This is a genomic window from Paenibacillus sp. FSL R5-0517, from assembly GCF_037974355.1.
Lineage (GTDB): Bacteria > Bacillota > Bacilli > Paenibacillales > Paenibacillaceae > Paenibacillus.
This window is the reverse complement of the sequence record NZ_CP150235.1, coordinates 1,979,509-2,001,639: the sequence shown is the minus strand read 5'-3', so window position 1 is coordinate 2,001,639 and position 22,131 is coordinate 1,979,509. Positions and strand designations below refer to the sequence as shown.

19 protein-coding genes are annotated in these 22,131 nt (G+C 45.7%); 4 read left to right on the top strand and 15 right to left on the bottom strand.

The features are described 5' to 3' along the window. Nucleotides 1-8 precede the first annotated feature (8 nt). From MKX40_RS09010 to MKX40_RS09000, 3 genes are all read right to left on the bottom strand, one after another. Nucleotides 9-1,013, bottom strand: coding sequence for a LacI family DNA-binding transcriptional regulator (locus MKX40_RS09010; RefSeq protein ID WP_339240906.1), 1,005 nt, complete (start codon nt 1,011-1,013; stop codon nt 9-11). A gap of 129 nt (nt 1,014-1,142) precedes the next feature. Further along, entirely contained in the window at nt 1,143-2,150 is a 1,008-nt protein-coding gene (locus MKX40_RS09005) for a globin-coupled sensor protein (protein WP_339240904.1), read from the bottom strand. 241 nt (nt 2,151-2,391) lie between these two features. Beyond that, complete coding sequence (locus tag MKX40_RS09000) at nt 2,392-4,287, bottom strand: PrkA family serine protein kinase (protein WP_339240903.1); 1,896 nt, start codon at nt 4,285-4,287, stop codon at nt 2,392-2,394. 359 nt (nt 4,288-4,646) lie between these two features. Here MKX40_RS09000 and MKX40_RS08995 point away from each other — a divergent pair, with 359 nt between their 5' ends. Further along, nucleotides 4,647-5,492, top strand: coding sequence for a DUF2161 family putative PD-(D/E)XK-type phosphodiesterase (locus MKX40_RS08995; RefSeq protein ID WP_339240902.1), 846 nt, complete (start codon nt 4,647-4,649; stop codon nt 5,490-5,492). Nucleotides 5,493-5,599: 107 nt separating this feature from the next. On the opposite strand, the gene MKX40_RS08990 is transcribed toward MKX40_RS08995, so the two are convergent. From MKX40_RS08990 to MKX40_RS08980, 3 genes are all read right to left on the bottom strand, one after another. After that, nucleotides 5,600-6,226 (bottom strand): FMN-dependent NADH-azoreductase, encoded by a 627-nt coding sequence (locus tag MKX40_RS08990; protein WP_169478771.1) that lies wholly within the window; start codon nt 6,224-6,226, stop codon nt 5,600-5,602. Nucleotides 6,227-6,414: 188 nt separating this feature from the next. Then, nucleotides 6,415-7,638, bottom strand: a complete 1,224-nt coding sequence (locus MKX40_RS08985; protein WP_339240901.1) for a PLP-dependent aminotransferase family protein — start codon at nt 7,636-7,638, stop codon at nt 6,415-6,417. A gap of 136 nt (nt 7,639-7,774) precedes the next feature. Then, nucleotides 7,775-8,431, bottom strand: coding sequence for a response regulator transcription factor (locus MKX40_RS08980; protein ID WP_339240900.1), 657 nt, complete (start codon nt 8,429-8,431; stop codon nt 7,775-7,777). A 439-nt stretch (nt 8,432-8,870) separates the two neighbouring features. Between MKX40_RS08980 and MKX40_RS08975 the strand changes: the two genes are divergently transcribed. Then, the gene (locus MKX40_RS08975; RefSeq protein ID WP_339240899.1) at nt 8,871-9,281 is read left to right on the top strand and encodes a hypothetical protein; all 411 of its coding nucleotides are present in this window, start codon (nt 8,871-8,873) and stop codon (nt 9,279-9,281) included. Continuing rightward, nucleotides 9,278-10,342: a phosphodiester glycosidase family protein gene (locus tag MKX40_RS08970; protein ID WP_339240898.1), complete on the top strand. Its 1,065-nt coding sequence runs from the start codon at nt 9,278-9,280 to the stop codon at nt 10,340-10,342. The genes MKX40_RS08975 and MKX40_RS08970 overlap by 4 nt, the downstream gene beginning before the upstream one ends. Before the next feature lie 338 nt (nt 10,343-10,680). Here the strand turns inward: MKX40_RS08970 and MKX40_RS08965 are convergent, their stop codons facing one another. The 6 genes from MKX40_RS08965 to MKX40_RS08940 all read right to left on the bottom strand — a co-directional run bounded on the left by MKX40_RS08965 (nt 10,681) and on the right by MKX40_RS08940 (nt 18,346). Further along, complete coding sequence (locus MKX40_RS08965) at nt 10,681-11,697, bottom strand: LacI family DNA-binding transcriptional regulator (RefSeq protein WP_339240897.1); 1,017 nt, start codon at nt 11,695-11,697, stop codon at nt 10,681-10,683. 77 nt (nt 11,698-11,774) lie between these two features. Next, complete coding sequence (gene bglX / locus MKX40_RS08960; protein WP_339240896.1) at nt 11,775-13,940, bottom strand: beta-glucosidase BglX; 2,166 nt, start codon at nt 13,938-13,940, stop codon at nt 11,775-11,777. A 99-nt stretch (nt 13,941-14,039) separates the two neighbouring features. Then, nucleotides 14,040-15,635: an ABC transporter substrate-binding protein gene (locus MKX40_RS08955; protein WP_339240895.1), complete on the bottom strand. Its 1,596-nt coding sequence runs from the start codon at nt 15,633-15,635 to the stop codon at nt 14,040-14,042. A gap of 54 nt (nt 15,636-15,689) precedes the next feature. Beyond that, a complete protein-coding gene (locus tag MKX40_RS08950) occupies nt 15,690-16,592 on the bottom strand; it encodes a carbohydrate ABC transporter permease (protein ID WP_253432871.1) in 903 nt (300 codons plus the stop codon). 18 nt (nt 16,593-16,610) lie between these two features. Beyond that, the gene (locus MKX40_RS08945; protein WP_017689585.1) at nt 16,611-17,570 is read right to left on the bottom strand and encodes an ABC transporter permease subunit; all 960 of its coding nucleotides are present in this window, start codon (nt 17,568-17,570) and stop codon (nt 16,611-16,613) included. A gap of 11 nt (nt 17,571-17,581) precedes the next feature. Continuing rightward, nucleotides 17,582-18,346, bottom strand: a complete 765-nt coding sequence (locus tag MKX40_RS08940) for an alpha/beta hydrolase family protein (protein ID WP_339240894.1) — start codon at nt 18,344-18,346, stop codon at nt 17,582-17,584. A 472-nt stretch (nt 18,347-18,818) separates the two neighbouring features. Between MKX40_RS08940 and MKX40_RS08935 the strand changes: the two genes are divergently transcribed. Then, the gene (locus MKX40_RS08935; protein WP_339240893.1) at nt 18,819-19,736 is read left to right on the top strand and encodes a serine hydrolase; all 918 of its coding nucleotides are present in this window, start codon (nt 18,819-18,821) and stop codon (nt 19,734-19,736) included. A 104-nt stretch (nt 19,737-19,840) separates the two neighbouring features. Here the strand turns inward: MKX40_RS08935 and MKX40_RS08930 are convergent, their stop codons facing one another. The 3 genes from MKX40_RS08930 to serC all read right to left on the bottom strand — a co-directional run bounded on the left by MKX40_RS08930 (nt 19,841) and on the right by serC (nt 21,957). Further along, nucleotides 19,841-20,095: an AbrB/MazE/SpoVT family DNA-binding domain-containing protein gene (locus tag MKX40_RS08930; protein ID WP_036610032.1), complete on the bottom strand. Its 255-nt coding sequence runs from the start codon at nt 20,093-20,095 to the stop codon at nt 19,841-19,843. Nucleotides 20,096-20,261: 166 nt separating this feature from the next. Next, complete coding sequence (gene trmL, locus MKX40_RS08925; protein WP_017689589.1) at nt 20,262-20,729, bottom strand: tRNA (uridine(34)/cytosine(34)/5-carboxymethylaminomethyluridine(34)-2'-O)-methyltransferase TrmL; 468 nt, start codon at nt 20,727-20,729, stop codon at nt 20,262-20,264. A gap of 139 nt (nt 20,730-20,868) precedes the next feature. Further along, entirely contained in the window at nt 20,869-21,957 is a 1,089-nt protein-coding gene (gene serC / locus MKX40_RS08920) for a 3-phosphoserine/phosphohydroxythreonine transaminase (protein WP_339240891.1), read from the bottom strand. Nucleotides 21,958-22,131 lie beyond the last annotated feature (174 nt).

Below are 22,131 nucleotides of genomic sequence, written 5' to 3'. Positions count from 1 at the left end.
AAACGTCTTTACACTTTTAAAGGCGCTGTTGTCTGACGGATGACCAAATTGGAAGGTTCCGTCACAACGGGTGGAGAATAAGACGGATTCTCAATCATGGCAATCAGATATTCTATGGACTTAATGCCAATCGAATAGATATTCTGATTCACCGTGGTCAGTCCCGGTTTGAATACTTCAGCATAATATGTGTTGTCAAATCCGACAACAGAAATATCTTCTGGCACACTCAGTCCATGCTTTTCAATTTCATGAATTGCCCCAAAGGCAGACATGTCTGATGCGCAGACAATCCCCGTCGGTTGATCCTGAAGTGCCAACAATCTCCTTGCAGCCTTGCTACCGCCATCAAATGAGTAATCGCAAACTTCCAGATATATCGTAGAATACGGAATGCCGCATTCTCGCAGTCCTTCCCGATATCCTTCCAATCGCAGATTAGCTACGGCAGGTCCAAGTGTTCCCGAGATATAAGCAATCTTGCGGTGTCCGAGCTCATACAGATGTTTGACACTCATGGAGATGCCGTTTGCGTTATCCGTAGTAATGTAACCGGCGCGTTTGCCCAACAGGTCCGTATCGATAAACATTGTTGGGATCTCTGCATCCACCAGTTCCTGAATACTCGCGTTATCTCTGCCTTCCCCGAATACCACCACACCATCCACATTACGACTGCGGCAATGTTTGATGAACGAGTACGTCGGATCATCGAATCGTGTAGACAATCGGACCAGATCATAACCACTGTTCTCCAGCGCAGTCTTAATCCCTTCCAGCAATTCCGACACAAAAGGGTTTGTAAATGGGACCGTCAACAATACACCTACCGTCCATGAACGGCGTTTTACAAGTCCACGTGCGACCACATTCGGTTGATATTTCAATAATTCGATGGCTATATTGACTTTTTTGCGTGTTTTTTCACTTACATCAGGATAATCGTTTATCACTTTGGAAACGGTTGCAACAGATACTCCCGCTTCCTTGGCCACATCATGGATAGAAGCCATCTGATCACCTCAACCTCTTTCAAATCCCCTGTCTCCGGCTGCATTTTCCATAACATCGGCAGGTTTGTCTACCCATTATAGCTTAAAACAGCCTGAAACGGTATGGAAGGTTCCTATTGCTTTTAACGTCTATTCCTGTTGTTCCAGATTCTTCAAATCCAGAGACAGTTTCTCCATTGTTGTTGCAAATACAGCCAGTTCGGCCGAGCGTGAAGCTTGGCTACGTGCTCCACGAGACGTATGATCCGACTCTTGCTGCACACTACTTAGTTTCTTCATGATCTGCTCTAGATTAGTCTGAATTTTACCCTGGGCATCCCGGGAACTGGCTGCGAGCTTGCGCACCTCACTGGCGACGACCTCGAAGCCACGACCGAACTCTCCTGCATGAGCAGCTTCAATCGCTGCATTCAGGCCGACAAGATGACTCTGATCCGATATCTCGCGAATGAGTTCACCCATTTTTCCAATCTGCTGGATCTCCCCGGTCAACTCCGTGAGCAGAACTTGAGCCTGATCCTGAGAAGCAGCTGTTTCTTTGGCCACATTCGAGATAGCCAGCGCATTTTCATTCAGTTCACTGATCATGCCTGTAAGCTCTTGGGTAATTTGCGTGATCGCCTGCAAAGTATGTTGTTGATCATCGGCAAGCTGATGTAACTTTTCTTTTTCTTTCTTCTCATATGCCTCAAGGACAAGCTGTGAATCCAGATTAAACATTTTACTGAGCGCCTGAATGACAAGATGCCAGGAATCAGGGATAACCTGCTGGAATATGCTCGTTGCAATATCAAGGTAAACCATATAGGTACCCAGATAATAATCTTCGGACAGGCCAATACGGGAATGCACAAGCCCAATCGCAATACGTTGTTCAATATATGCGTCGTCCACGATTCCATCCGTCATCGATAACCAGTACATCTTCTGTGTTTCCTTTAGACGATCAATTGTAGAGAATCGGGCAATCAGATCTACCAGATCAGGATAATTCCCCACATGATTGTAGAAATGATCCACCACTTCATTCACGACTTTTTTAAAAACAGGCCGATGATCGGCAAGCAGTGCCAGATCTCTTGCGGTTAATCCCATGTAATCAAGTTGCTTCTGTCTTGTTGCGGAAATACTGCTCATATCTGGTTCAGTCAGCTCCTTAATAAACACCATTACTTTAAATTGTAAATATATGTATTGATTATAGACTAAAATACCCAAACTTACATACACCTTTAGAACTAATTCACCGTAAAATTAACCTTATTTGTCAGTATTTCAGGTTAATAAGATGCTTATGGAACTAAAAAGGCCCTGACTCTGCTGTGAAGGAGCCTCACAGCAGACATCAGAAGCCTGATCCGGAATGGTTCGTTGCCGATTAGCGATTAAGCAGACTGCCCACATAGCGTAGCAGTTCATTGGCGCTGGCTGCGGTATATCCATGTTCTTCAATTAAGCGTTTGATCACTTCATTCATTCGTTTCAATTGGGTTGCATCTGGTGTTTTGGTGGAGGTTGTAATCTTGACGATGTCTTTCAGATCTGTAAACAACTTCTTCTCAATCGCTTCACGCAGACGGTCATGGCTGCTGTACTCGAATTTGCGCTCCTTACGGGAGTACGCCGAGATTCGGATTAGAATCTCTTCCCTGAATGCTTTCTTTGCATTCTCGGAGATTCCGATCTGCTCCTCGATGGAACGCATCAAACGCTCATCCGGGTCCATTTCTTCATCCGTGAGTGGATCACGAATTTTGGACCAGTTGCAGAATGCTTCAATATTGTCCAGATAGTTCTCAAATAATGTTCTCGCCGACTCCTCGAATGAGTACACAAATGCTTTCTGTACTTCCTTCTTGGCCAGTTCGTCATACTCCTTGCGTGCAAGAGCAATAAAATTCAGATAACGCTCCCGCTCTTCTTTCGTAATGGAAGCATGTTGGTCCAGACCGTCCTTGATGGCCCGCAGAATGTCCAACGCGTTAATGCACTGAAGATTTTGCTTGATCAAAGCACTGGAGATCCGATTGATGACATACCGCGGATCAATGCCGGACATCCCTTCATCCAGATACTCATTTTGCATCTCTCGCAGATCGGCTTCTTTATAACCTTCCACTTCCTCACCGTCATACATCCGCATTTTTTTCACGAGATCCATGCCTTGTTTCTTCGTTTCCTTCAAGCGGGTAAGTATGGAAAAAATGGCTGCAGTCCGCAATGCATGCGGTGCAATATGAACATGCTTCATGTCACTTTGCTGAATGAGCTTGGCATAGATTTTCTCTTCCTCGGATACTTTCAGGTTGTATGGAATCGGCATGACAATCATCCGGGATTGCAGTGCCTCATTCTTCTTGTTGGAGATAAAAGACTTATACTCCGATTCATTCGTATGCGCCACAATCATCTCATCTGCACTGATTAAGGCGAAACGTCCTGCTTTGAAATTCCCCTCCTGTGTAAGCGACAACAGATTCCACAGAAATTTCTCATCACATTTTAACATCTCCTGGAACTCCATCAATCCGCGGTTCGCCTTGTTCAACTCTCCATCAAAACGATAGGCACGTGGATCGGATTCAGAACCAAACTCGGTAATGGTAGAGAAGTCGATGCTACCCGTCAGATCGGCAATATCCTGCGATTTCGGATCGGAAGGACTGAATGTTCCTATCCCCACCCGATTATCCTCGGAAACAATAACCCGTTCCACAGGCACCTTGCTGATATCACCGCCATATTCGGTACGGAGTCTCATTTGGCAAGATGGGCAAAGGTTCCCCTCAATACGAACTCCAATTTCCTTTTCCACTTCAGGACGAAGTTCCAATGGAATCAGATGCAGTGGCTCCTCATGCATCGGGCATCCATCAATAGCATAGATAGCACCTTTTTTTGTCCGCGAGAATTGTTCAAGCCCCCGCTTCAGCAACGTCACCAGCGTCGATTTACCTCCACTTACGGGACCCATAAGCAGCAAGATCCGCTTACGTACATCCAGGCGGCGTGCTGCTGAGTGAAAGTATTCTTCAACCAGCTTTTCAATGGATCGATCCAATCCAAAGATCTCCTGCTCAAAAAACTTGTACCGCTTTTGCCCACCTACTTCTTCCACGCCAAACGATTCAATCATTTCATACACTCTGGCGTGAGCCGTCATTGCCGGAGTCGGGTCCTCTCTCAGCAGTTCAATATAATCTTCAAATGTTCCGTTCCATGTCAAACGGTCACTCTCTGCCCGATGTTCCGCAACGCGTTCAAAAATATTCATGCTTGGTACCTCCCATGGCTCCTTTAGTGTGATTGTCAACCATTCCGAATGGTATGAAGAAATCAATAGAATTGCGGCTCCTGCTTGAATACCAATCTTGCGGTCCTGTGAAGTCCCGCCACCCTCTGTCCAAACATCTTGTTTTGTTGTGAAAAGTGTATTACATACCTATGCGGCAATTCGGATAAGTTGACCTCTTTTTTTCAATCCATGGCTTCGAATTTTGGCTTTTCCCTGTTCTATCAGACATCTTGTGCGTTCAGAAAAAAAAGAACGAATATGATATAATGAGGGTTCTAATTCAGGAAACCGGACAATGCGGTCAGAACTCTGACTACTTTGGGAAAGGAGCACGAACGATGGCAGTGCAATACGAAACCGAATTATATTCGCCTGTGAAGGCTTTCTTCGAGCAGCGTGGCTTCGACGTAAAGGCGGAAGTTAGACATTGTGACCTCGTAGGGGTCAGATCGGATCAGGAGGAACCACTGATTGTGGAGATGAAAAAAACATTTAATCTCTCCCTGTTGTTGCAAGGCATGCAGCGCTTGAAGCTTAGCCCGTTCGTGTATTTGGCCGTCGAGCGCAATCGCAGCAAACGTGGAGCCGTGAACCAACGCTGGAGCGAACTGACTGCATTATGCAGACAGCTTGGTCTGGGGCTGCTGACAGTCACATTTTACAAAACAAAACCTCCCCTAATTGATGTATTATGTGAGCCTTCTGCACAGACTCCCCTCACTGGCCGCAATCAGGTTGCTCGCAAAAGTGGTGTTCGGCGGAAACGCCTGCTTAAGGAATTCGACGAACGCAGCGGTGATTATAATACGGGAGGCAGCACACGCAGACAGCTGATCACGGCATATCGTGAGAAGGCCTTACGAGTCGCATCTGCTCTGCGAACGAACGGAGAATCCTCTCCCGCCACACTTGCCAGACAGACGGGTGTAGGTTCTGCCGCGGCTATTCTGCAAAAGAATTATTATGGCTGGTTTGAACGCCTCTCCCGAGGGAAATATATTCTGACGATTAAGGGAGTACAAGCGTTAACCGAGCATGCACACATGCTTGAGGATAATGATATGATTGAACGAACCATTAATGAACTTGATGTAACGTATTCCGTATCTGGTGAACATAAGGACGACCTTGCACATATCGCTGAAACCGCGGAGCAATACTTGAAAAATACAGGCCATAACTGATATGGAAACACTCGAAGTACGTGATATGAAAATGAGAATGCAAAAACACCTGTAATCTCCAGAGGAGACAACAGGTGTTTTTATGTGTTACATATAGAAGATTGTTATTAGAAGCTTGCTGCTACTTCGGAAGCCAATTTCAGACCTGCAGTAACAATCTCTTCAGCACGATCTGCAGAAGCGTTATGTCCTTCAACGATAACCACTTCAGGGCTTTGAATACCCCACAAGCCGAGAACTGTTTTCAGGAAGTTCAGGGACATTTCAGCAGCTGCCATTGGACCTTCGGAGTACACGCCACCACGTGCGTTAAGCAAAGCTACTTTTTTGTCGCCAGCAAGTCCTACAGGACCTTCAGCAGTGTATTTGAATGTTTTACCAGCTTGGCTCAGGTAAGCAATGTAGTTTACCAATGGTGCAGGAACAGTGAAGTTCCAGAGCGGGAATGCAAATACCACTTTGTCAGCTGCCAAGAATTGATCTTGAAGCTGTGCTGCAAGTGAAGCTGCTTTTTGCTCGTCAGCTGTCAGTTCAAAACCGTTAGCTGCTTTGTAAGTACCTGTGATTGCAGTGTTACCATAGAATGGGAATTCTGTATTGTAGAGATCCAACTCAGTAACTGTGTCACCTGGGTGGGACTCTTTGTATGCGCTCAAGAATGCATCGTACAATTTAACGCTGACTGCTTGATCTGCAGGACGGTCATTTGCTTTAACGAATAAAATATTAGACATGTTGAATTTTCCCCCGTTAGATAAAATATATGAGTGCTCTTTCTGAACTGGCCACCATTGTAGCTTATATAAAGAAACCAACAACTCATTAATTCATATTATATATAAAAATGTTAGTGGATGCAATAACGTAATCACTTTGGTCATGAACCAATTTTAATTTTGCCACAATCTATTTTGGATCTGTCTTAGCTACGAGCCGTAAATTCGGAAATGGCTTCACTGATCAGATTCATGCCGAGCAGCAGTTCATCCCGACCCGGATGGCTAAAGTTTAATCGAATGTAACGTTGATCCTGTACACCTGTAGAACATAGCGATCCAGGCAGAAAAGATACCCCTTTGGGCAGAGCAGCCTTAAGCAGAGCGCCACTATCCAATCCTTCCGGCAACTGTACCCACAGATACATTCCACCCTCAGGAATGTTGTATTGACACCCTTTCCAGCCTGGTCTCTTCAACAGTTCAAGCATCAGTTTGAGTCTTGTCTTATACTCCCGATTCAACATGGACAGGTGATCACTCCAACGAAACGGGGACTGGGCAAGCAATTGATACAACAGCCGCTGATTCATCGGGCTGGACTGACCATCGGCAATCCGTTTAACTGAGGCCATGGCCTGAATCAGTGCCGGGTGTCCCGCGGCCCATCCGGTTCGAAGAGCGGGCGCTACCGTTTTGCTGAATGAACCAATGTATAGAACATGTCCACCCTGATCTGCAGTATCCAGTGCAAAGAGTGAAGGGTATTTACGATAGAATTCCGTTGGCTCCAGGCCATCGAAATGAAGCTCCCCGTAAGAATCATCTTCCACTAGCAGTACACCATAGCGCGAACACAGTTCAAGGACAGCCTCCCGACGCTCCATACTCCACAAAGCACCTGTCGGATTTGAGAAACTGGGTGCAGCAAAAAGCAGCTTCGGTCTAACCTGCTGCATGTGATGCTCCAAAAGGTCTGGTAGTATGCCGTCCCGATCACCCATTACGGGCACAATCTTGGCTCCTTGCATTTCCAGAACCTCAAGACAGCCTGGAGATGTGGGATGTTCAACCAGTACGGAATCTCCTGGCTCAAGTAATAGACGCATCACGAGATCGATGGCCTGCTGGGTACCAGTGGTCAACAGAATCTGCTCGGGTACCGTTCGTATGCCTTTGCGTGCATTCCAGTCCTTGTTCAGCCACTCTCTTAGGGGGGTGTAGCCTGCTGGCTCTCCATATTGCAATGCAGAGGGGCCTGAACTAAAGACAGACACCGCTGCTTCTTCCAACAATTTGAAAGGAAACAACTCCTCCGCAGGCAATTCTTCTGCCAGAGAAATGAAATAATCTCTGCCAGACATCTCACGTATATCCCTCAGTGGTGATGACAAAAGCCTGTTGGTACGGGAAGCAAAGAAATATTTCATCGATCCGTTCCCCTTTCATCCCTATTCCGAAACTGTACTCGCAGTCCGCAGCCCTACAACCTATTCGTGCTCGCCATCGAATATGACCGGATGCATATCGACCAGTTGTGATAATAAGAAGAACAAACCCGATTCGTCAGGATCCCGTCTTCACTTGTCTTGCATGCAAGGCATAACGTTCAATGGCCTGTGCTCTGCTGCTTACTTCCAGCTTCACGTATATTTTACGCAGGTAATTATCAATGGAACGTCTGCTAACGTTGATCTCATTCGCTATTTTATCATAGGTTACACCCTGAACAATTCTTTCCATGATAAAAGTTTCGGTTTCTGTTAATTCAATTACACGTGATTCTGTCGGAGACTCCACAGGTTGCGCCCACTCCGCACTGTTTAACCACGCCAATGGAATGGACACATGGCCCTCACGTAACCCAGAGATCAGATGAATCAGCTGGCTAGGGGAAGCCTGTTTGGATAACATGCCGCTTGCACCAAGACTCATCAGATGACGAAACAGCTTCACATTATCTTCATCCGTCAGAATGATGATGTGACTGTGAGCTGACAGATTCTTCATCTGGGCAATATATTGATCGGCCGGGCCCTCTGGAAGACGATAATCCATCAGAATCAGATCAGGCTGGTGCATATTCACTAGATCGAGCCCTTCTGTTCCGGTCGAGGTCATGCCACGTACCGTCAGATCTTGCTGCTCTTCCAAAATCAATTTTGTACCGAGCATGCTGGTGGGGTGGATATCTACGATGACCACCTGCCATACTTTTTTCATTGTTGTTCCCCCTGTTATGTATTGGACAAATAGCTTCTAGCTTCTGTCATAATGATGCCATCGTCTATGCGACAGTCCGAGTATAGAAGAAGCATAGGTCGGATTATGTCGAAAAATAGAAAAACACAGGATGCAGCCGATAAAAAAGCTCTATTTTCACCGTATTTTGTTATAAAAACACCATGACGTCCATCTTCCCATCCCCGGAAAGGTAAAAATATAGTATAAATTTCCTGCATTTCTATCTAAAAAAGTCGAAAAACCTGCCCAAAGTTCCTACTTATTGCATCTATAAGAAATTGTATCCTAGGACTTCCTTCCGATGCAATCTCTTTTTACTCTATTAAGTAAAGAATTTCATTTTTGCGTAATCAATAGGGGCATGATAGAATGAGGACTGGAAAAATTTTTGTACCTATAAATGACCAGGAGTGATGATATGAAACCATCTGCCCCGCCCTCTGACATCCATCACACCCGGAGCGCCAAAGGCAAGGCCGGATCTTCAATCAAGCTGTTTCTGGTAATGTGGATTGTGCTCATTGCACTGGGAGTCGTTGGAACCTACTATTATAGTAACCATCTCCAGCAACAGATGATTAACCAGCTTCAGGCCCATAATCAACAGCAGATTACAGCGTTAAAAACCGACTACGAAAATCAGCTAACAACGATATCTAAGGAAGTAGAAGACCTGCAGGGACAAGTTCAATCCTTCAATGAATTGCTGACTTTCACCAAGGATAATGCAAGTGACAAAACGGATAATAGCAACAAACTCTATACCCAGCTGAGCGAAGTCAAAAAACAACTGGAGACACTCCAGAAAAAGATGGACCTGCTCAAATGATTACACCCGTCAAACAGGTTAATCGTTTTTTTATGCTTGCACTCGCTCCTTTTGTTGGATTGATATTATGCCTGCTGTTGCTTCGTCCTCCGCTCGAACCCGGAGGTTTGATTTCTGCCGAACTGTCAGAGGATACGATTACACCCCGGGCCCAAGCAATTAGCCAAGAGCTTGCCGGGGCAAAAGAGGCTGCTGTCCAGACTTCTTCTTCTATTAAAAGAACGACACAGCTCTATAATAAAACAACAAGTACGATGTCTACACTCGTACAGAAGGCTTCCGCTCAGGCGGATCGTCCGGAAACGATCTACAACAAACGGATTACATCCAAGCTTGGCGTTCCATTTGAACGGGTAGACAGTGACCGGCTAACGATTGAACTGTACAGAGTGAATCCTGGCACCTATAAGGGCTATGCCATGAAGATTAAGCTAAAAGACCCCACTGCTATGCAGATGGCTCTGGACAGTGAACCTGGCCGTTCTGAGACAACCATGCAGGCTGTGAAGCGTAACGGCGCGATTGCCGGGATCAACGCAGGTGGATTTGCTGACAGTGGCGGCAAACGTTACCCACTTAGCACAACGGTTATGGATGGGAAATACGTGAACGGTTTTCAGGCCAGTTTCAAAGACCTGTTTTTTGTAGGACTTAACGATGCCGGCAAGCTGGTCGGAGGCAAGTTCTTCGATAAAAATTCACTGGATCGCCTGCGGCCACAGTTTGGGGCTACGTTTGTTCCGGTGCTGTTGCAGAATGGGCGTAAAACCACAATTCCCGATAAGTGGAAAGTATCACCCAAACGAGCACCACGTACGGTCATTGGCAATTATAAGGATGATCAATTGTTGATCATTGTGGTCGATGGATATAATGAAGGCGGAAGTTCCGGTGCTACCCTAGAAGAGTTGCAAGGACGGCTGTACAAGCTTGGAGTTATCGACGCCTATAATCTGGATGGCGGCGGATCTTCCTCGCTTATTCTGAATAATCGGGTTGTAAATAACCCGTCGGATGGCAGCCTAAGACCGGTGCCCACGCACTTTTTATTTTACAAATAATAGGGTGAAGCATTTCTTTTCTAACTATAATGGTTATAATAGAAGAAAATGAGCTTGTGCAGGAGGTGCGAAGGGTATGTCATTTTCACTGACATTCTGGATTATTGCAATTGTATTGACTCTCTTCATTACAGGCATTCTCACTTCATCCTACAACAATGACAAGACAAAAGGCTTGTAAAAGGCCAAGCCTCTCTCCGGAGAGGCTTTTTCTATTGCTTCATCCTCGAAATAACAAGAGGCAAGGCTTAAAAGAATGATTCGATTCTTCTAAGCCTTGCCTCTTGCTGTGCCGTTTGTTCCATGCATCAATCCAGTCAGGATACGCATATTCGGGATCAATAGCTTACTGCCCGTTCATTCCGCATGGATATAACAGCATCAGAAGGCATAGGTCCACTCACTGACCCACCCTCAACTAATGTCACATAGATTCGTTCATGATCGACGGGTTCTCCAGCAATAATTTTGATCAATTGTTCAGCGGCGAGTGATCCCCACTTGCGTTTGGAATAATCAATGCTTGCCAATCTCGGCTGGACGTACTTGCTCAATTCAATATTGTCGAATCCGATGACATCGACCTCCTGACCAACGCCAAGTGTACTTTCTGCCAGACGATCACACAAGCCAATAGCCATCTCATCATTGAGGCAGAATACTGCTGCGGGCCCATCATACTCCTGCACAATCTGATCTGCGGCTTGTTCTCCACCACTCTTTTCAAAATCTCCCGTGATCTCAATCCATTCCACATCGGCTTCACGTTCCGCAACCTGTCTCACAGCCTTTAATCGCTGCACAGAGTCAAACGAACCTTCCGGTCCTGTCACCACGTAGATTTTCTTATGTCCCTGCTCAATAAGATGTTCCATCGCAAGTGTCGCCCCAGCTTTATTATCCAGCAGAACCTGATTAATGTTGGGATGATCCATCTCACGGTCCAATACAACGATTTTGTGGCCCCGATCGGCGTATTGCATCAGTTCCTCACTTGCAAACGTATGATCCAGAATGATTGCACCATCAATCATCCTCTCTGGAAGCATGCGATGGGATTGTTTACCACTGCACACGATCAGGTCATAGCCTTGAGCATTGCATACAGCTTTCATGCCACTCAGCAAGTCTCCATACACATCTCCGCTAAAATCGGTCAAGAATACACCCAGAATTTTGGATTCTCTCTTCTTCAGTGTTCTTGCAGCGGCATTTGGAACATAGTTCAGCTCTTTGGCAATGGCCAAAATTTTGGAACTCGTCTCATCGGTCACTTTGTTGCTACCATTAAGCGCATATGACACCGTAGAGATGGAAACTCCCGCCTGTTTGGCGATATCCTTGATACTGACCACATTCTTCGCTCCCCTGTTATGTTCATCAGGCCTTCCATAAGGAAAGGCCTGACACATTACTATTTCCATTCACCGGATTACACGAGTCTGAATGATTTCTTCTGAGTGTCCCGACTGTTTGCACCCACAAGAATATGGAACTCACCTCGATCACTGCGATGGCTTAAATCGGAATGGTGATAGCGAAGCTGTTCTTCATTTAACGTAAACGCAGCTATACCACTCTCTCCTGGAGCCAATGCAAGCCTCACATATCCTTTCAGTTCACGCATAGGACGAACGACTTCACCCGTTACATCCCGAATGTACAACTGAACAGTCTCTACACCTGTGCGATCACCCGTGTTCGTTACACGTACTTGGATACTCAAAGGCTCTTCGGCAGTCATCTCGTTACTGGACACTTCAAGATCACCATAAGAGAAAGAAGTGTATGAGAGACCATAACCGAACGGAAGCAAAGGTTCATTGGGACTGTCAATGTATTTCGAGACATAACGCTCTTCCGTTTTCTCCGGGTTCAACGGACGACCTGTATTGAAATGATTGTAATAGACCGGAATCTGACCTACGGACTGCGGGAAGGACATCGTCAGACGTGCAGATGGATTCACTACACCTGTCAGAACATCTGCGATCGCTGCCCCGCCTTCACTGCCTGGGAACCAGGCTTCAAGAACGGCATCCGATTCATCGATTACACCATGCAGATCCAATGGACGTCCGTTGAAAATAACGCTAGCAATAGGTTTTCCCGCAGCTTTGAGCTGTTTAACCAATTCCAATTGGGCTGCTGGCAGACGAATATCCGTGCGCGATCCACCTTCTCCACTCATCTCCGAGTCTTCACCCAGAGCAAGGACAATCAGATCCGCTTTGCTTGCCACTTGAAGGGCTTCCGCTATCTGCTCAGCTGTAATCGTATGAACATCACTGCCTTGAGCAAACTGAACTTTCCCACCCGTCAAGCGTTCTTGCAGAGCTGTTCCAAGCTTGACTGCATCTTCCTTAACCCCTTCACAGGACCACCAGCCCAGAATATCAGGACTCTGTGCAAAAGGACCAATAAGGGCTACATTAGCGTCAGCTTGAAGCGGAAGCACGCTGTTATCATTTTTCAACAGGACAGCCGATTTGGTTGCCAGTTCATATGATACCTGACGGTGCTCTTTGGAGAACACAATCTCACGTTCACGAACCGGATCAGCTGCACGTAGCGGATTGTCGAACAATCCCAGCTTCTCTTTCAGTTGCAGTATTCGCAGAACGGCTTCATCAATGAGCTTCTCTTCCACTTCACCGCTCTCAATTAGCTCAGGCAAATGATGTACATAACAAGGTGTCATCATCTCCATATCTACGCCTGCGCGAATGGCACGGTATGCCGCTTCACGATCATCTTCCGCAGCGCCATGCGCAATCATCTCACGAATGGAAGCCCAATCCGAGATCAGCACACCATCAAAGCCCCACTCGTCACGCAAAATGCCGCGCATTAACTTCTCATTGCCACTTGCCGGAATACCGTCAACCGTATTGAACGAAGTCATGACCATTTCTACACCCGCATCCAATGCAGCTTTGTACGCTGGCAAATAGTACTCACGCAGGTTACGCTCGGACATGTCCACCGTATTGTAATCCCGACCACCCTCAGCCGCTCCATACGCCGCAAAGTGTTTAACACAGGCTGCAAGACGATCAGGCTCATCCTTCAAGCTATCGCCCTGATATCCACGTACAAATGCAGCCGCGAACAAGCTGTTCAGATAAGGGTCTTCTCCTGTCGTTTCCATCACACGGCCCCAACGCGGGTCACGAACCAGATCCACCATAGGTGCAAAAGTAACATGTAAACCGGATACAGCTGATTCACGTGCTGCAATTTCAGCACTTTTCTCAGCCAGTTCTGTGTCCCATGAGCAACCGATCGCCAGTGGAATCGGGAAAATGGTTTTGAAACCATGAACGACGTCAGCCATGAACAAGAGCGGAATGCCCAAACGGCTTTTTTTCATATAAGCTTGCTGTACATCAATGATGGCCTGTGCACCAGACAACCCCAGAATGGACCCACTGGCATCCACGGACTGCTCCGTAATTCCCATCTCTTCCATCGGCCCTGTGATCTGGCCTTCGACATTTGTTCCTTCATAGAAGTTGGCAGTCAACTGAAGAAGCTGAGCTGTTTTTTCCTCCAACGTCATCTGTTTTACCAGGTCTAGCAGCTGCTCGTTATTCATCTGATCGTATCCTCCACTTACAAGTTGTTGAAATAAAGAACCCGGCTGCGTTCGGGGAGAGACCGCGCACCGGGTTCAAAATTAATGACTGAACGATTACTAGAATTTCTCGTTTAGCTCATCCAGATAAGGTTGAACCAGGGACATTTTACTGTTCACCCATTCTTTCCAGTTTGCCTCCAGATCTCCGTTTTTGAGGATCAGGTTGGCATATTCGTTCTGGTAATCGAATGAAGCCTGACTCTTCGCTTTGGAATCATACAGGTTGACATCCCAATCGTATGCTGCAAGCGATTTGCCTTCTGTACCGAGTTTTGCTTTTTCTTGGAACAATTTCACGGCTCTATCACGGTAATCCTTTTTGATTGCTGGGTTTACAACGCTGAAGTCGTCACCGAGCAGATACAGACCTTCGAAACGTGCCGGGTATTTATCTTCCAATACTGTTCCTTCTGGCAACAAGCTAACCAGTTCTTGGTTCTCATCATATTTCCAATCCGTTCCTTCAAAGCCCATGTTGATGAGCAACTGTCCTTCTTTGGTTGCGGAGTAATCGATCAGATCCATGATCCGTTCGAATTTCTCGTCACTGATGTCCGGGTTGAAGATCAATGCGGACCAGAAGTTGGCTTGCTCCATGTTACGGTATTTACCGTCATCGCCCACTACGATTGCTGTGTGTACCAGTTCATCACTATCTACACCCAGATTTTTTCTCATATCCGAATCCAGACCTTGTCTGTACGAAGCGAGTCCACCCAGACTTGTTACAGCGGCTGTTCCTGTTACTTTGAAGTTGTTTTGACCTTCATTGTTTTTCCATGTGTAGAACTCAGGATTGAGCAATCCATCTTTATACGCTTTTTGCATCAATTTAAGTCCTGTCAGCGTTTCAGGATCTGCTGGTCCCCAGTGGAACTTGCCATCTTCACCCTTGTAGAACGGTGTGTCGGTCATGGCATGTACGCTGTTTGGCATAATCATGTTTGTCATGGCATCTGCAGCATTGTAGGACAATGGTACAAGTTTGTTACCTACTTTGCCTGGATCTTTTTCTTTCACCAGCGCAGCATATTCATTCAATTCCGTTGTTGTATAAGCATCTTTCAGTTCAAAACCAACGGCTTCAGCCCAGTCTTTACGAAGCGCAATGACACCAATTTGGTTCGTCAGTGGGTCAGCTGGTTTGTTCTCGAAATAGATTGGTCTAGGCAGGACGTATGTTCCACCTGTCAATTCTTCCAGCTTGTCTCCAAGACCCGTCAAATTGTAAGCTGCTGCAACGTTAGGCCAGCGTTCTTTCCAGTCATCCGGGAATTTGTAGAACAAACCTTGTTCAATGCTGTTAATGGCATCGCCATGTACATAGTTCCATACCGCTACATCCGGCAAGTCGCCAGAGTTAATCCACAGACGAAGCTTCTCGCCCCACGAATCCCAATCGATATAGTTGTAGTCCCATGTTACATTGAATTTGTCTGTCCAGAACTTGTGGAAGTCATTATCCAGGTTTCCGTTTTTGATTTCTGTCAGGTTAGCTACAGAGATGGTCAGGTTATCTTTGTAATTTCCCTCTGCATCTTTTTCGTTACCACCTGAAGCTCCTTGGCTGGAACAAGCGGTCACCATCAGCATAACTACACTAAGCGTGATGGCAAAGAGAGCTCTTACTGACAACTTTTTGTTCGTTTTCATGTTTTACCCCCATGTTTTTTAGTCAGATTTTATTGCAAAATCCTATACGTATAATCAGGTCTTGATTGCCCCTGTTAATACCCCTTTGGCAAAGTGTTTTTGCAGCATTGGGAAGAAACACATAATTGGTACCATGGTGACAAATACAGCTGCCATCTTCATACCCATGGAGAAGTTGCTCGCCTGGGCAGCATCCACACTGGATGCATTTGATGCATTCGTCGTAGATGTCACGATAATGTTTCGCAGTACATTCTGGAGCGGTAACTGATCCGCTTTTCGAAGGAATATCATCGCATCGTACCAACTGTTCCAGTAAGCCACACCGTAGAACAACGTGATTGTAGCCATAATTGGTGTAGCCAGCGGAAGAACGACAGAGAACAGAATTCTCCACTCTCCTGCTCCATCCAGTCTCGCCGATTCCATCAGTGATTCAGGCAAGGTGTAGAAGTAGTTCATCATCAGAATCATGTTAAAAGCACTGAAGCTTCCCGCCAGGATAACGGACCAGAGCGTACCTGTAAGATGAAGTGATTTCATGATCAGGTACAGCGGTACGATACCACCATTAAAGATCATGGTGAACAGTACCAGGAAAAAGATAAATTTCTTAAACGGGAATTTGTTGCGACTAAGGCCATATGCCATGCTTGTTGTCAGGAACAAGCTGAGTGGCAAGCCGATGACTAGCAATATAATGGTATTTTTGTATCCCGACAGAATCGTTCCGTCAGCGAACAACGCCTTGTAGGAATCCAATGTCCATTGTTTAGGGAACATCAAAAATGGATTGTCAGCATATTCTTTCTGTGTTGCAAACGAGATCATGATAACATTCCAGAACGGAATCAGGATCATCAGGGCAAGCACGAGTAATACGGCGAAAATAATGTAATCGAGAAGTGTCATTCTTTCAGTACCAATTCTCGGTTTTTTGTTAGCTTTCTTGCTCATCTCATTTATCCTCCTCTCTTATCGGAACAAACCGTCTCCGCCAAGCCACTTGGCAAATCTGTCAGCAAGAAGCAGCAAGGCCATATTCACCAGGGAACGGAACAAGCTGACCGCTGTCGAGAATGAGAAATCGGTTGATGACTGGAACGTAATCCGATAGATATATACATCGAGTACTTCCGATACATTTTTGGTAGCGGCATTTGCCAAGTTGAAGATCTGGTCAAACCCGGAAGACATCAATCCACCAACCGAAAGAATAAACATGATTGTGATGGTTGGAAGGATGTTCGGTAAAGTAATTTTGAACATCTGTTGCATACGGGAAGCCCCGTCGATCTGTGCTGATTCATACTGATCCTGGTCAATACCGGAAATGGCAGCCAAGAATATAATTGCGCCCCATCCACTTGATTTCCAAATATCAGTTAACAGCAACATCGGTACAAAGTTAGATTCGGATCCAAGGAAATTAATCGTTGGCAATCCGAGTAATCCGAGCGCGCTGTTTACCAGTCCGTCATATGCCAGCACATTGATGACTACGCCGGATACGATGATCCAGGACAGAAAATGAGGGAACGTAAGAACGGTTTGGAACAATTTTTTCCCTCTGCGCATCCGCAATTCATTCAGCAACAACGCCAGAATGATCGGGAACGGGAATTGAATAATCAGTTTCAGAATATTGATGTACAGCGTACGCCATACTGCGTCAATAAAGGTTGGATCACGGAAAACATATTTGAAGTTCTCGAATCCGCTCCATGGACTTCCCCAGATGCCCAGGTTGGCCTTGTAATCTTTGAATGCCAGAGACAGGCCACCCATCGGCATGTAGGCAAACAGGATTAGCCAGACAAGCCCCGGAATAAGCAGGGTGTATGTCATACGGTGCTTCCAGATTTCAGTCCAGAGCGAATTGCCCTTCACGTTTCCCTTCAGCTTTTTGCTAGGTCCTTCGGCTGCAGGTTTCACATTGCATCTCCTCACTCTACTTTGGTCTTGTCATTGTACAGAAAATCAAACATCGTTCTCAGGTGGTGCTCCCAAAATCTCCATTCATGAGCCCCCGGCGTCTCCACATACCGAAAATCAAAAGCGGTCCCCTGCATGTATTTCGCGAAATCACGATTCATCTCTACGAAGGGGTCACGATCGCCACAGCAACTGAGGATATTAGGTAAAAGAACACCCTGTTCCAGCAGCTTGGCCGACAGTGCGTAAATATCCTGATCGGCTTTTACCTGTAAACGTTCTCCAAAAACCGCTTTCATTTCCTTGATCATGGTCGCTGGCATATGGGGATCATGAAGCCGTGTCTGAATATCCGTCACCCCGGATAGAGACACTATTTTGCGATACTTCTCTGGATAAGTTAGTCCACATTTCAGTGCACCATATCCGCCCATGGATAAACCGCCGACATACGTTTTCTCCGGATCAGGATTCAGATTGAGTAGACGCTCGCATACTTCAGGTAACTCCTGAGTGATGTAGTGGAAGTAATTCAGGCCGTATTCCATATCGGTGTAATAGCTTCGATTCGCTTCCGGCATAATGATGGTGCAACCATATTGCGCTGCATACATCTCAATTGTGGTTAATCGTTGCCAGGTACTCGCATTATCGCCTGCTCCGTGCAACAGATATAGGGTACCGCCTGAAGTCTCTCCGGAGTCACTGGACACAACATGTATGCTGGTATTCATGCATAAGGTTGGCGATCCAGTTTCGATCGTTATATGTGCCATAATGTAACCCCTCTCATCATCGCCTGCTGTCTTTACTCATTCGTTGCTCTGGCGTTGTTTTGCAGGCTGTTGTAGATTCCCTTGTATTACGATGGGTTATCGAAACGATTTTCTCGAATCGTTTCAAAACATAGCCAACGTTGATTCACTTGGTCTTCATTACAACACTTTTAAGGTGGAAGCGATTTCTTCGAATCGTTTCGAATAAATCATAAGCCCGATGAGTAAATCCTGTCAATAACCTTTTTACAAATTTCGCGTTATTTTCTCGAAAAAATGCTTTTTTACGTCTAAATTTGCGCCGAAAGACACTATTATTACGAAAAAATGAAATTTTAGTCAGTGTTATCACAACTTTAATTGACACCAAACCAGGTTTATACTAACATGAGTTCTGATTTTGCATTCGAATTACGGAAACGTTTCACCAACCGATTTTACTCAGGTTTCACCTGATATTAGGGAGGTTAATATGTCTGAGCAACTCAAAGATTTCATTCATACCATTACTGAGCAACAATTGAACGTGTTCTCCGTTCGCATATTACAAAAAGGGCATCTGCTTGCCTATTGGGACAGGGATAGGGATCAGCGCCGTGTACAACATTCCATAAGTAAATCCTTCACATGCATGGCTGTTGGTCTTGCGCTTGAAGAAGGTCTGTTACATCTGGATGCCACACTTGGTGATTATTTCACCTATAATCATGTATCGAGTGCACATTACAAGCTCCCATCTCCACGGGAATTGAAGTTACGTGACCTGCTCCAAATGTCTTCTGGTCATGATTCGCCGCCTCTTTGGGCTGATGAACGAGCTTCTTTGACCGAGAAAGATTGGGCGAAACATTATATGTCTCTCCCTCTGGATCGGATGCCCGGAGAACAATTTACATACAGCAGCGGGGATACGTTTATGATCTCAGCCATGTTTCAGGCAGCCACCGGCCAAACCGTGAAAGATTACCTGACTCCGCGATTATTTGAGCCTCTGGGCATTCATGATGTAGAGTGGGAAACCTCTCCACTGGGGGTAACACTCGGCTGTGCAGGACTTTGGATAAGCAATGAGGAACTGAGTCGATTTGGACAGTTACTGCTCCAGGAAGGCCTTTGGGAAGGCACACAGCTTATACCTGCGAATTGGATCAGACAAGCTACGTCCCGGCAGATCGAAACGACTGGAGATGGTGATTGGGGAAAAGGTTACGGATATCAGTTCTGGATGTGTTCCCATGAGGCTTACCGCGCCGATGGAGCCTATGGTCAGTTATGTATCATCCTTCCCTCGAAGGAAGCTGTCATATGTATTAACAGCGAGGAAGAAAACATGCAAGGCATCCTGAATGCCGTGTGGGATGAGATTTTACCTATATGCAACCAGCGTTAAATATTATATTCTTCTTATATTTCCGCGGAACTTACCATGCACTGAATACTGAAAACAAAACAAAAAAAACGCCACGGGGTTAATAAACCCCATGGCGTTACTTCTTACCCGTGCTGTGGAAGCTGAGTCATTTCATCTAAACATTGTGCGCATATGTAACGCTCTTTGAACTCGTTGACTTCCTCGATGGATCCGCAGAAAATACATTTTGGACGATATCTCTCCAAGATAATATGGTCCCCTTGTACTAAGATCTCTACAGGATCTCCCTCATTCATTTGATACCTTTTACGCAAAGATTTAGGCAATACGATCCTACCTAATTGGTCAACTTTGCGAACTACTCCAGCTGGCTTCATAGCTACGGCACACCTCTCCTATCTTACTCTAAATTTCTAGGTACATTTGTACTATGTTTATAGATTCGCCAAGATTTTGTCGAATCCTGCTGGAAATAAACATTTTTTGTCCTTTTTTTTGAAAATGTTTTTTTACCGAATTCTAGCCGTTATTTATAACCGGAATTTATCCTTCTAACCCCGGAAAATTGAGCTGACGCAACGCTTCATATACAATAATTGCTGCCGAATTGGACAGGTTTAATGATCTAACGTCACCAGTCATTGGCATTTTCATGCATGTATCGGGATTTGCAGCAATTAATTCAGGTGGGAGGCCTTTGGTCTCTTTACCGAAAACGAGGAAATCCCCATCTTGAAAATTAAAGTCACTGTATCGGTTCTTCGCCTTCGTAGTTGCGTAGAAGAAGCGACCTTCCGGATATTTTTCCTGAACCTCTGCAAATGAGTCGTGGTATTCAATATGAACGGCATGCCAGTAGTCCAGCCCTGCCCGTTTCAATGTAGCATCATCTGTTCGAAATCCAAGTGGACGCACGAGATGCAGATGGGTCCCGGTGGCCGCACAAGTACGCGAAATATTTCCTGTGTTCGCCGGAATTTCTGGTTCAACCAGAACGATGTGTAAAGCCATATGTGTTCAATCTCCTTTTCAATTCGTGTTGATGACAACCCTCTAATCTTAAAGAAAAGCCCTCCACACGTCAATGTGGAAGGCTCTGGTAAGGCACAGGATTAGACACTATGGTCCATGACTCCGTACCCCTACTTAATTATCCATTTGTCTTCTGGAAGTGACTCATGAAGTCTGTCAGTGCCTTAACACTCTCATAAGGAGCCGCATTGTAAATGGAGGCACGTAGACCACCCACACTGCGATGTCCCTTCAGACCTACGAATCCTTCTTCCTCCGATGCCTTGATGAACTTCTTCTCCAGTTCCTCCGAAGCAAGACGGAAGGTTACATTCATCAGGGAACGATCTTCCGGTTCCACACAACCACGGTAGAAATCACCGGAAGCATCAATTGCGTTGTAAAGCAATTCAGCTTTTTTCGTATTTTTTTGCTCAATACCAGTTAATCCGCCCTGTTCTTCAATCCATTTTAATACTTCATTTACCATATATACTGAGAAGGATGGCGGCGTATTGTATAGGGAGTTGTTGTCTACATGCGTACTGTAACGAAGCATGGTTGGAATCGTTTTAGGCGATTCACTCACCAGTTCCTCACGAGCAATCACAACCGTAATCCCCGATGGTCCCAGGTTCTTCTGTGCACCTGCATAGATCATACCGAACTGATTGAGATCGAATGGTTTACAGAAAATATCACTCGACATGTCGGCAATCAGAGGTACTGAACCGGTATCCGGGAATGACTTAAATTGCGTACCTTCAATCGTTTCGTTGGAAGTAAGATGCACATAAGCCGTACGTTCAGGAAGGCTCAGATTCGAAACATCCGGCAATTTCATGAATTTCTCTGCTTCCGAAGATGCAGCAACATGTGTCTCGCCGATCAATTTCGCCTCAGACAGAGCCTTCTTGGCCCAACTGCCGGTCATCACGTAACTTGCAGTCTGACCTGCACCGAGCAGATTCATTGGCAACATCGCGAACTGAGTGCTTGCACCGCCCTGCAGAAAGAGAACCTTGTATCCTTTTGGATTGCCTAGAAGCGACAACAACCGCTCCTGAGCTTCATTATGTACAGACTCGTACACCGCTCCACGGTGGGACATCTCCATAATCGACATGCCTGTATTACGAAAATCTACAAATTCCGCCTGTGCACGCTCCAGTACCTCAAGTGGTAACGCCGCAGGTCCTGCATTAAAGTTATACGCTCTTTTTGTCACAAAATCCCCCGCCCTTTCCATCCGTAACTCTGACATACAAACAGCATTTTGCACAATTCGATTAGACTCGCTCACGGGTATAAGATATAGACAAATTGAATCATTTTGATCTATATCTTACTTATTGAAAGTCGCTCTATGGATTTGTGCGAAATGCACTCAAAGTGAATATTA